Here is an 11617-nt window from a genome sequence, read left to right as displayed (position 1 = left end):
GGGATGTTGCTCAAAGGTGAAATTTTTTGGGCAGAAAAAGTAATGAATGGATAAAGGTTTTTACTGTCTATGATAAGTATCAGGAGGCATCTGTTTGTGGTGACAACGCATGGTGCCTGGTGGCGTTTCCGGCTGTAGGCCGTGGGACACAACCTAGTAAAACAACTCAGTGAGGAAAGAGTCAGTATGGTCAAGGTGGACAAATGGCGGTTTTTGGCATTAGGCCTGTGCATCAGCGTCTTTTCTGGTGCAGCATTGGCAGATTCTTTGGATGCCCAGCGCCAGCGTTACCTGCAAATCAAGCAGGCTTGGGATAGCAATCAGCAAGAGGTCGTGCAGCAACTGATGCCGACGCTGCGGGATTATCCGCTGTACTCCTATCTGGAGTATCGCCAGTTGACGCAGGATCTCAGCACGGCCAGCGTTGCTCAGGTGAGCCAATTTCTCCAGAAGAATCCAACATTGCCGCCAGCTCTGTCACTGCCTTCCCGTTTCGTGAATGAATTGGCGCGCCGTGAAGACTGGCGCACGTTGTTGGCATTTAGCCCGCAGGCACCAAACGCGGTGGCGGCGCGTTGTAATTACTATTACGCCAAATGGGTGACTGGCGAACAGCAGGTAGCCTGGAGTGGGGCGGATGAGATCTGGCTGAGTGGCAAAACCTTGCCGGGTTCCTGCGATAAACTGTTCGGTGTTTGGCAGGCTGCCGGTAAGCAAACGCCGCTTAACACTCTGGCGCGTATGAAGCTGGCGCTGAGCGAAGGTAACAGCAGCCTGGTGAACTACCTGTACCGCCAGTTGCCAGCCAGTTATCAGACCATGGGGGATGCGCTGGTGCGCCTGCAAAACGATCCCGCCACGGTAGAGTCTTTTGCCCGCAGCGTTGGCCCAACGGATTTCACCCGTTCGGCCACCAGCATCGTTTTCGCCCGTCTGGCACGCCAGGATGTGGAAAAAGCCCGGGCGATGATTCCCACTCTTGCCCGCCTGCAAAAAATGAGCGAAAGCGAGAAGCTGGAGCTGGAAGAAGCGGTGGCCTGGCGTTTGATGGGCAACGATGCCACTTTTGAGCAGGCTCAGTGGCGCGATCGGGTGATCCTGCGCAGCCAAGCCCCAGCGCTGCTGGAGCGTCGGGTACGCATGGCGCTGGGAGCTGGCGATCGCCCGGGGTTGAAAACCTGGCTGGCGCGTTTGCCGGAGGAATCGCGCAATAAAGATGAATGGCGTTACTGGCGTGCCAGTGAACTGATTGATGAAGGCAAACGTAGTGAAGGGGAAGTGATACTGCGTAGCCTGATGAATGAGCGCGGTTTTTACCCGATGGTGGCAGCGCAAAAACTGAATATTCCTTATCCGGTAACGGTGGCCGTTGCGGCTAAACCCAGCGCAGCGCTGGCGAATAGCCCGGAAATTGCCCGTGTCCGTGAGCTGATGTATTGGAATATGGATAACCTGGCGCGCAGTGAGTGGAGTGCATTGGTTGCCAGCCGCAGCCGCCCGGAGCAGGAAGCGTTGGCGCGTTATGCTTTCGAGCAGAAATGGGCCGATCTGAGTGTGCAGGCGACGATTGTCGCTAAGCTGTGGGATCATCTGGAAGAGCGTTTCCCAATGGCTTGGGCACAAGATTTTCACCGTGCCACCGAGGATAAAGGTATTACGCCAAGTTATGCTATGGCGATTGCCCGGCAGGAAAGCGCCTGGAACCCGGAAGCGAAGTCGCCAGTGGGCGCTTCTGGTTTGATGCAGGTGATGCCGCGTACGGCTCAACATACGGTGGAACTGTATAGCATCCCTGGTTATTCCAACCCGAGCCAACTGTTTGATCCTAAAACCAATATCAACATTGGTACCCATTATCTTGAGTCGGTATACCAACAATTCGGCCGCAATCGTATTCTGTCTTCGGCGGCTTATAACGCGGGGCCTTCACGGGTTAATACCTGGTTGGGCAACACCGATGGCCGTGTTGATGCAGTCGCGTTTGTGGAAAGTATTCCTTTTTCCGAAACGCGTTCTTATGTGAAGAACGTTTTGGCTTATGATGCGTTTTATCGCCACTTTATGCACCGGCCAGCGAAAGTGCTGACGGATGCTGAATGGCAGAGGCGTTACTGAGGTTGATGCCCGTGGCCTGAGTTTTGAAGCCCAATGGGGATATGGTATGCTGCTGTACTAGTCAAATAGTATGGTGGCTACCATGACACAATTATCACTTAACGATCCCGCACTGTCTGAACAAAGTAATGAAGATTGGTTGCGCTTTTTGGCACTGTTACAGGATTCGTTTGATCAGGATTTACACCGGCCTTTGCTGCAACTGTTGCTGACGCCGGATGAACGTACCGCGCTGGGAACGCGTGTGCGGATCATTCAGGAATTGATGCGGGGCGAAATGAGCCAGCGTGAGTTGAAAAATGAACTGGGGGCAGGGATTGCCACCATAACCCGCGGTTCGAATAGCCTTAAAATGGCATCCCCGCTATTGAAACAGTGGCTGGAACAACAGTTGCTGGCTGATACACAATAACCATACAGGTCATTTTAAGCGGCTTGATTGTTCTCTTATGATGGGCCGCTGCAATCATTTCTGGTTGTTTGTCGCCCAGCTCATTGGCGGCCAAGCGTCACATTTCCCTGTCTGTTTCTTAGATTGCTATGGCTACCGATTGTTGCCGTGGTTACGGTAAATCGGGTTATGAAATGGTACCAGGGCCAGCAGCAGTGCCTGATGGTAAACGCTGGTGCGGCTTAACCTGCCATCGGTAAAAATGCCGATAGCTCCTCCTTGGCGTTTTACCTCGGTATTACCGGTGAGTTTCGCCATTTCACTGCCCAATTCGCGGCCGGAACGAATTCCCTGTAAAATAGCTTCTGGGAGCATCAGGCTGGCAGAACGCGATTCGCCACGGGTTTGCGGGTTTTCTATTGTCATCCAGGCGAAGGTCATATTTTCTTCTATCCCTGCTTCCACGCCGACCCAAAAATCGGCTTCTGGCCGCACCTGCCGTGCTTCCATGACACGCTGGCGAGCGCCGGTGCGGGTTTCGACATTGCCTATTGGTTGCAGTGAAACACCGCTGGCGACGTCCACGGATTCTATACGGCATTGGTCTTCGCCAAAGGTATCTTCAAAGGCCAGTTGAATAGCCTTAATCTTTGCCGGGTTGGTAGTTGCAGCGACAACATGGTACATAACGGGGTTAGTCTCCTTCTGTCCAAGACGGCGGGCAGGTGCACAAGTGGTTGCCCGGCGTTGATAAACTCAAGTTTCACGCAGTATAACGGAAAACAAACATGTTACAGGTATACCTTGTTCGCCATGGCGAAACGGAATGGAACGCAGCGCGTCGCATTCAGGGCCAGTCCGACAGCCCGTTAACCGCTAAGGGTGAATATCAGGCACAACGAGTTGCCAAACGCGTGTGCCTTGAAGGCATTACGCATGTGATTACCAGCGATCTGGGCCGCACCCGCCGCACCGCGCAAATTATTGCTGATGCCTGTGGTTGTGACGTGATTAACGACGCACGGCTGCGTGAACTACACATGGGTGTTCTGGAAGAACGCTTGATCGACAGCCTGACACCGCAGGAAGAACAGTGGCGTAAACAGATGGTTGATGGTACTGCTGATGGCCGCATCCCTCAAGGTGAATCCATGGTCGAATTAGGCAAACGTGTACATGCCGCACTGGCAAGCTGCCTTCTGTTGCCAGAAGGCAGCAAACCGCTGCTGGTCAGCCACGGTATCGCGCTGGGTTGCCTAATCAGCACGGTGCTGGGGTTGCCTGCTTATGCAGAACGTCGCCTGCGTTTGCGTAACTGCTCTCTGTCGCGTGTGGATTATCAGCAGAGCTCATGGTTGGCTTCTGGCTGGGTGGTGGAAACCGCTGGCGATGTTTCGCATTTGGACATGCCAGCGTTAGACGAGTTGCAGCGTTAACGGCGGATTGGGATCAGGTAATCGCACTTGATCTCGGTCGGTGCCTGGGGTGGCCTTCGGTCACCTTTCGGGTAAAAACGCTCAATATCGTGCCCTTTGCGGCGGGTTAGTTCAAGCGCTGGCAGACAGGTGCCATACAGCATCAGGATAAAATCCTGTAGGCCTGCGCTCGGCCCTTGGTAGCTGAACATGGCGTATTCGCCCGCTTGCAGTATCAGTGGATGGCCTTCCTGAACGTCTGCCGGGACGTGCTGTAGCTCCAGCGCTGTGGTGTACAGTATTTCCTGCTCGTCATCCTTTTCCTGGCTTGGCCGTGAATGGTGCAAGCCGTACAGCACGGGGGGCAGCGTTTCTGCCTCACCCAAATATTGCTGCCAGAATTGCGCACGCAATTCGTTACGGAAATTAGAGATTTGTTCCAGGGTACAGGAGTAGCTTTGCGTCAGGCCGATCAGGTGTTGCTCCGGTAGAGTGATAAACTCTGGTTGGGGCAGGGTAAAGGCTTCCAAGCGTATTGGTGGACAGATACCGGATGCATTCCAATCTTCAGCGCGCCGATATAAAGCCGGCGTTTGCGCAAATTGTTTCTTGAAGGCGCGGGTGAAGGTTTGCTGTGAGTCGAAACGATACTGTAAAGCAATGTCCAGAATAGGGCGGCTGGTTAAGCGCAATGCGACAGCGGCTTTGGATAATCTCCTGGCCCGGATGTAGGCACCAATCGCGTTATCGGTGATATCTTTGAACATCCGTTGCAGATGCCATTTAGAGTAGCCTGCTTTTGCCGCCACGTTGTCCAGCGACAAAGGTTGGTCCAAATGGCTTTCCAGCCAACTCAGCAGATCACGAATGATACCGGCTTGATCCATAGATCGTCCTCGTAGGGCTTTGGGGTTGGAACTCAGACGCTTTATCGATGCTCACTAATTTTTCCATCAACCAGTTGTATGGCACGCAGTAACTTCTTTAACATGTGCCGCGTAATAGTTGAAGCATAGATAAGTAGGCGTTAAGAAATGGCAAGGCCGCATAATAACAACTTTTTTACTCTGCGACTTCCAAAGATTTTTTCCCTACTTTGTGCTAAAAGTGGAGGCTAGAGACAAAAGAATTTCCCTACTGTGGCCAAAACATAAGCCTTCTTAATCATTACCCTATCTATTTTTAAGGTTGCTATCTTGGAGTTAAGTGAATGAAAAAAAGATGGATATTCTGGCTAGGGTTAGTTTGTGCTGCGATGGGCAACGCGCAGGCGGAACAGGTGGGTTCCGTTGATACGGTATTCAAACTGTTTGGCCCGGACCATAAAATTGTGATTGAAGCGTTCGATGATCCTGATGTTAAAAATGTAACTTGTTATATCAGCCGAGCAAAAACCGGTGGGTTAAAGGGTGGGCTTGGGTTAGCGGAGGATACAGCGGACGCGGCGATTTCCTGCCAACAGGTCGGGCCGATCGCGCTGAGTGATAAAATTAAAAACGGTAAATCAGAAGGCACTGTGGTGTTCCAGAAACGGACTTCGCTGGTGTTCAAAAAGTTACAGGTGGTGCGCTTTTATGATGCCAAACGTAATGCGCTGGTTTATCTGACTTACTCAGACAAGGTGATTGATGGCTCGCCAAAGAATGCTTTGAGTGCAGTACCTATCATTCCTTGGGGTGAAGGGAAATAACCTGTTTTATCCCCTAAGCGGGTGATAAAACAAAAGGGGTTCAGCATGTTAACGCTGAACCCCAACGACAACGAGGCAAACGGTTATTACCGTTATTCTTCCAGATCGCCGCAGAAGCGATAGCCTTCACCGTGAATGGTCGCAATGATTTCCGGTGTGTCCGGCGTAGATTCGAAGTGTTTACGAATGCGGCGGATAGTGACGTCTACGGTACGGTCGTGCGGTTTTAATTCACGGCCAGTCATTTTCTTCAGCAACTCACCACGGGATTGGATCTTGCCCGGGTTTTCACAGAAATGCAGCATAGCGCGGAATTCGCTGCGCGGTAGCTTGTATTGCTCGCCTGTTGGATTGATCAGTGAGCGGCTGTTGATATCCAGCTCCCAACCGTTGAACTTGTAGCTTTCAACCAGTTTGCGTTCTTCGCCGATGCTGCCCAGATTCATGGTGCGTGACAACAAGTTGCGCGCACGGATCGTCAGTTCGCGTGGGTTGAACGGTTTAGTGATGTAATCATCGGCACCGATCTCCAGGCCAAGGATTTTATCCACTTCGTTATCACGGCCAGTCAGGAACATTAACGCTACGCTGGCTTGCTCACGCAGTTCGCGAGCCAGCAGTAAACCGTTTTTGCCTGGCAGGTTGATATCCATGATAACCAGATTGATATCATTTTCAGACAGAATGTTGTGCATTTCTGCACCGTCATTGGCTTCATGGACAATGTAGCCTTCCGCCTCGAAAATGCTCTTCAGGGTGTTACGAGTGACTAACTCGTCTTCGACAATCAGAATGTGCGGGGTCTGCATATTTGCTACCTAAAATTGCCAACAAAATAGAAAATAGGAAGTACAGAAGTCTTTGTTTTCTGCGTAGAGGGCAGAAATACTGCTCACGTTCCCTCTTAAAACCCTTCACCTTCCAAGATACAGGGGGGTATTAGCTGCCATTACTCACCCGAAGCACTGACTTAAGTAGACCTATCGGGGTTCGCTCAGTTGCCACCTGCTAGCATCTTGAAATTCTTTGGGTAACCAAACGACTAAAGTACGTAAACTCGTTCTTGATGCACTTTCCATCAATGTCAACAAGATCGCTAGCTTGGAAGAGGTGCCATTTCCCACACCCCCAATGATGCCAAAACGGCGCATATCCTAACCCTATTAACAGCAATATAACAGTGTGTGCCGAATTCATCACCCAACAAAACTACGCTTTATTGACATATATCAAATTCAATTGTAGCACGTTAACAGATTTGTGAAAAACACTTACAGGAATGCAAGTTTAAGTCATAGAGCAACAAATTCTGTGAACGATTCAGCATTGTTATTCCAAATACGCTACAATTGCCCGTTAACTAATAACTCGTGTCACTTAACATCATGATTAATAATGGTATTAAGTTTTATATTGTATATATGAAGCTTTCAGACTATTTATATGTCCAACTCCATTTTTAATCATGCAGTAAGAGTTTGGCATGAACTATGTTAACTGTTTGTAAATATAATCAGGCTGTCCCTAACAGTCAAAGAACTATTTTCGCTTTTTGCTGGAGTAGTGATGCAGATTCATATCGTGTTAGTGGCTCCGGCACGGCCGGAAAATGTGGGTGCAGCAGCGCGGGCGATGAAAACCATGGGCTTCACTTCATTGCGCATTGTCGATAGCGAGGCTCATTCACAGCCCGCAGCGCGCTGGGTGGCGTACGGTGCGGGTGAGATTCTGGATGCAGTACAGGTGTTCCCTTCTTTACAACAGGCTCTGGCAGACGTGGATTTTACCGTTGCCACCACCGCTCGCAGCCGTGCTCGTTTTCATTACTACTGCACTCCGCAACAGTTAACCGAACAGTTGGCAGAGCGCCAGCACTGGGTTCAGCAGGTTGCTCTGGTGTTTGGCCGCGAAGATTCGGGCCTGACCAATGAAGAGTTGGCGTTGGCGGATTTGCTGACAGGGGTGCCGATGGTGGCTGATTACCCTTCGCTTAATTTGGGCCAGGCGGTGATGGTGTATTGCTATCAGTTGGCAGAGCTGATGCAGATCAGTGTTGCGCAGGAACGCAGTGCTGATATTGGGCAATTAAAGGCATTGCGCCAACGAGCGGATCGGCTATTACATCTTTTGGCGGTGAGTGATGACCAAAAATTGCGCGATTGGCTTCACCAACGGCTTGGGGTTTTGCAACAGCGTGATACCGTGATGCTGCATACTTTGCTGCATGACATTGAAAAAAAATTGATAAAGTAATATTAATGCCATCGGGTTATGTTATGGTTTTATTAACTATATAAGCAGTTATTTTGCAATTTTTTATTCTGCCATTTGGTCTTTTGGTTTGTCTCATTGCGCAGCTACGGCGTTGAGTGTTAAATAAGCAAAAAGAAGAAATAATTTGACTTGATAAAGTGATTGCTTTAACCAGTAGAGGGACAGAGATTTTAATGAGACAGACAGAATGCGATTCATCAGCCTGAACACCACAATTATTACCACCACCGATACCACAGGTAACGGGGCGGGCTGACGCGCACAGGAAACAGAAGAAAAAAGCCCGCACCTAACTAGTGCGGGCTTTTTTTTCGTCATAAATTCAGGAGATAACAGAAATGCGAGTGTTGAAATTTGGTGGAACTTCGGTAGCGAATGCGGAACGTTTTCTGCGCGTTGCCGATATCGTGGAGAACAATGCGCGTCAGGGGCAGGTGGCCACGGTATTGTCCGCGCCCGCGAAGATCACCAATCACTTGGTGGCGATGATTGAAAAAACGGTTGCAGGGCAAGATATTCTGCCAAATATGAGCGACGCAGAGCGTATTTTTGCTGAGTTGCTGAGCGGTTTAGCTCAGGCATTGCCGGGCTTTGGTTATGATCGCCTGAAAGCGTTGGTTGAGCAGGAATTCGCGCAGTTGAAAAAGGTGTTGCATGGTGTCGCACTGCTTGGGCAGTGCCCAGACAGCATCAATGCGGCCATCATCTGCCGGGGCGAAAAGCTTTCCATTGCCATCATGGAGGAAGTGTTTAAAACCAAGGGTTATTCCGTTACCGTGATTAACCCGGTGGAAAAACTGCTTGCGCAGGGCCATTACCTGGAGTCTACCGTCGATATCGCCGAATCTACGCAGCGCATCGCTGCTGCCGCTATCCCGGCGGATCACATTGTGCTGATGGCCGGTTTTACTGCGGGTAATGACAAAGGTGAACTGGTGGTGCTGGGGCGTAATGGTTCCGATTATTCCGCTGCCGTGTTGGCCGCGTGTCTGCGTGCGGATTGTTGTGAAATCTGGACTGATGTCGACGGCGTTTATACCTGTGATCCACGCACGGTGCCGGATGCCCGATTGCTGAAATCGATGTCATATCAGGAAGCGATGGAGCTTTCCTACTTCGGTGCCAAAGTGCTTCACCCGCGTACCATCACACCGATTGCCCAGTTCCAAATTCCCTGCCTGATTAAAAACACCGCCAATCCACAAGCTCCCGGCACCCTGATCGGCGGCGAGAGCCTGGATAACGATACGCCAGTGAAAGGGATCACCAACCTGAACAACATGGCGATGATCAACGTTTCTGGCCCAGGTATGAAAGGCATGGTGGGCATGGCGGCGCGGGTATTTGCAGTGATGTCACGGGCCCGAATCTCTGTAGTGTTGATCACCCAATCTTCATCCGAATACAGTATCAGTTTCTGTGTGCCGCAGAGCGAACTGCAACGCGCACGTCGTGCTCTGGAAGAAGAATTTTATCTGGAGCTGAAAGACGGTGTTCTGGAACCTTTGGATGTGATGGAGCGCTTGGCGATCATCTCGGTGGTGGGGGATGGTATGCGTACTTTGCGCGGCCTTTCTGCACGCTTCTTCTCTGCGCTGGCACGTGCCAATATCAATATTGTGGCCATCGCTCAGGGTTCTTCCGAACGTTCCATTTCTGTGGTGGTTGATAATGACTCTGCGACCACTGGCGTGCGCGTCAGCCATCAGATGCTGTTCAATACCGATCAGGTGATCGAGGTATTTGTGATCGGTGTCGGCGGTGTGGGTGGGGCATTGATTGAGCAGATCTATCGCCAGCAGCCGTGGTTGAAACAAAAGCATATCGATCTGCGTATTTGCGGCATCGCCAATTCACGCGCCATGCTGACCAATGTGCACGGTATTGCACTGGAAAGCTGGCGTGACGAATTGAACAGTGCACAAGAGCCGTTCAACCTTGGGCGCTTGATCCGCTTGGTGAAAGAATATCATTTACTGAACCCGGTGATCGTTGACTGTACCTCCAGCCAGGCGGTGGCCGATCAGTATGCTGATTTCCTTGCCGATGGTTTCCACGTGGTGACGCCGAACAAGAAAGCCAACACCTCGTCAATGAACTATTACCAGCAATTGCGTACCGCAGCGGCGGGTTCACGCCGCAAGTTCCTGTATGACACTAACGTGGGTGCAGGTTTGCCGGTGATCGAAAACTTACAAAACTTACTTAATGCTGGTGATGAACTGACGCGTTTTTCCGGTATTCTGTCGGGGTCGTTGTCGTTTATCTTTGGCAAGCTGGATGAAGGGATGTCGCTGTCGGCGGCCACCTTGAAGGCCAAAGCGAACGGTTATACCGAACCCGATCCGCGTGACGACCTTTCTGGGATGGACGTAGCACGCAAGTTGCTGATTCTGGCACGTGAAGCGGGTTATGCGCTGGAATTGAGTGATATTGAGGTTGAATCGGTGTTGCCACCGTCATTCGATGCAACGGGTGATGTAGAGACTTTCCTGGCCCGTTTGCCAGAGCTGGATGCTGAGTTCAGCCGCCGCGTGGCTGCTGCTGCCGATGAAGGCAAGGTGCTGCGTTATGTCGGGGTGATCGAAGAAGGCCGCTGCCAGGTGCGCATTGATGCGGTTGATGACAATGATCCATTGTATAAAGTGAAGAACGGCGAGAACGCGCTGGCTTTCTACAGCCGTTACTATCAACCATTGCCGTTGGTGCTGCGTGGTTATGGTGCAGGCAATGATGTGACTGCGGCAGGGGTATTTGCCGATCTGTTGCGCACACTGTCATGGAAGTTGGGAGTTTAATATGGTTAAGGTGTATGCACCGGCCTCAATTGGCAACGTCAGCGTGGGCTTCGATGTCCTGGGGGCGGCGGTTTCCCCCCTTGATGGCTCGTTGCTTGGCGATTGCGTCAGCGTGGAAGCGGCTTCCCACTTCAGCCTGGAAAATGCTGGGCGCTTTGTCAGCAAGTTGCCAACAGACCCGAAAGAAAACATCGTTTACCAGTGCTGGGAGCGTTTCTGCCAAGCGATTGGCCGTGAAGTGCCGGTGGCGATGCGGTTGGAGAAGAATATGCCGATCGGTTCAGGGCTGGGTTCCAGCGCCTGTTCGGTGGTGGCTGGCCTGATGGCGATGAACGAGTTCTGCAATCGCCCGTTAGATAACATGCAATTGCTGGCTTTGATGGGCGAACTGGAAGGGCGTATTTCCGGCAGCGTGCATTATGACAACGTCGCTCCGTGCTATCTCGGCGGCCTGCAATTGATGTTGGAAGAAGAAGGCAGCATTTGCCAAGAAGTGCCCTGTTTTAACGAGTGGTTGTGGGTGATGGCTTATCCTGGCATCAAGGTATCCACCGCTGAAGCGCGCGCTATTTTGCCTGCGCAGTATCGCCGTCAGGACTGTATCAGCCATGGTCGTTATCTGGCGGGCTTTATTCACGCTTGCCACACGCAACAGCCGCGCCTGGCCGCCAAACTGATGCAGGATGTGATTGCCGAACCGTACCGTACCCGCTTGCTGCCGGGCTTTGCCGAGGCACGCAAGGCTTCACAAGATATCGGTGCGTTGGCCTGTGGTATTTCCGGTTCTGGCCCGACGCTGTTTGCGATTTGTGATGACGGCGCCACCGCGCAACGCATGGCTGATTGGCTGACTAACCACTATCTGCAAAACGACGAAGGTTTTGTTCATATTTGCCGTCTGGATACCACCGGCGCTCGACTATTGGGATAACGC

Annotated in this window: 11 protein-coding genes, 1 pseudogene and 1 other annotated feature; of the genes and pseudogenes, 9 read left to right on the top strand and 3 right to left on the bottom strand. The window is 51.5% G+C overall.

Features of this window, described 5'->3' with window-relative positions; all coding sequences use genetic code 11:
* Positions 1-195 precede the first annotated feature (195 nt).
* Positions 196-2115 (top strand): murein transglycosylase, encoded by a 1920-nt coding sequence (gene sltY / locus Z042_RS23570; protein WP_024912056.1) that lies wholly within the window; start codon positions 196-198, stop codon positions 2113-2115.
* A gap of 82 nt (positions 2116-2197) precedes the next feature.
* Positions 2198-2527 carry a trp operon repressor gene (trpR, locus tag Z042_RS23565; RefSeq protein ID WP_024912055.1) on the top strand — a complete coding sequence of 110 codons (330 nt, stop codon included), beginning with the start codon at positions 2198-2200 and terminating at the stop codon, positions 2525-2527.
* 132 nt (positions 2528-2659) lie between these two features.
* On the opposite strand, the gene yjjX is transcribed toward trpR, so the two are convergent.
* Positions 2660-3193, bottom strand: a complete 534-nt coding sequence (yjjX, locus tag Z042_RS23560) for an inosine/xanthosine triphosphatase (RefSeq protein WP_024912054.1) — start codon at positions 3191-3193, stop codon at positions 2660-2662.
* 101 nt (positions 3194-3294) lie between these two features.
* Here yjjX and gpmB point away from each other — a divergent pair, with 101 nt between their 5' ends.
* Positions 3295-3942: a 2,3-diphosphoglycerate-dependent phosphoglycerate mutase GpmB gene (gpmB, locus tag Z042_RS23555; RefSeq protein ID WP_024912053.1), complete on the top strand. Its 648-nt coding sequence runs from the start codon at positions 3295-3297 to the stop codon at positions 3940-3942.
* Here the strand turns inward: gpmB and robA are convergent.
* The gene (gene robA / locus Z042_RS23550; RefSeq protein WP_024912052.1) at positions 3939-4808 is read right to left on the bottom strand and encodes an MDR efflux pump AcrAB transcriptional activator RobA; all 870 of its coding nucleotides are present in this window, start codon (positions 4806-4808) and stop codon (positions 3939-3941) included. The genes gpmB and robA overlap by 4 nt on opposite strands.
* Positions 4809-5131: 323 nt before the next feature.
* Here robA and creA point away from each other — a divergent pair, with 323 nt between their 5' ends.
* Positions 5132-5611, top strand: a complete 480-nt coding sequence (gene creA, locus Z042_RS23545) for a protein CreA (RefSeq protein ID WP_024912051.1) — start codon at positions 5132-5134, stop codon at positions 5609-5611.
* A gap of 92 nt (positions 5612-5703) precedes the next feature.
* Here creA and arcA read toward each other — a convergent pair whose 3' ends face one another.
* Positions 5704-6420: a two-component system response regulator ArcA gene (gene arcA, locus Z042_RS23540; protein WP_024912050.1), complete on the bottom strand. Its 717-nt coding sequence runs from the start codon at positions 6418-6420 to the stop codon at positions 5704-5706.
* Between the two features lie 217 nt (positions 6421-6637).
* On the opposite strand from arcA, the pseudogene yjjY reads away from it, so the two are divergent.
* The 5 genes and pseudogenes from yjjY (at position 6638) to thrB (ending at position 11614) form a co-directional block, all read left to right on the top strand.
* Positions 6638-6789: pseudogene (gene yjjY, locus Z042_RS26715) on the top strand (YjjY family protein).
* Positions 6790-7177: 388 nt separating this feature from the next.
* A complete protein-coding gene (locus tag Z042_RS23535) occupies positions 7178-7864 on the top strand; it encodes a tRNA/rRNA methyltransferase (RefSeq protein ID WP_024912049.1) in 687 nt (228 codons plus the stop codon).
* 208 nt (positions 7865-8072) lie between these two features.
* On the top strand, positions 8073-8141 hold the full coding sequence (gene thrL / locus Z042_RS25395; RefSeq protein WP_071882886.1) for a thr operon leader peptide: 69 nt from the start codon (positions 8073-8075) through the stop codon (positions 8139-8141).
* Positions 8080-8198 (top strand) — a sequence feature (Thr leader region). It overlaps the preceding gene by 62 nt.
* A gap of 25 nt (positions 8199-8223) precedes the next feature.
* A complete protein-coding gene (thrA, locus tag Z042_RS23530) occupies positions 8224-10683 on the top strand; it encodes a bifunctional aspartate kinase/homoserine dehydrogenase I (RefSeq protein ID WP_024912048.1) in 2460 nt (819 codons plus the stop codon).
* Between the two features lies 1 nt (position 10684).
* Complete coding sequence (gene thrB, locus Z042_RS23525; RefSeq protein ID WP_024912047.1) at positions 10685-11614, top strand: homoserine kinase; 930 nt, start codon at positions 10685-10687, stop codon at positions 11612-11614.
* The last annotated feature ends 3 nt before the right edge of the window (positions 11615-11617 follow it).

The sequence above is a fragment of the Chania multitudinisentens RB-25 genome, from assembly GCF_000520015.2.
Lineage (GTDB): Bacteria > Pseudomonadota > Gammaproteobacteria > Enterobacterales > Enterobacteriaceae > Chania > Chania multitudinisentens.
The sequence above is the reverse complement of the archived record's forward strand: the minus strand, read 5'-3'. Positions and strand labels throughout refer to the sequence as shown.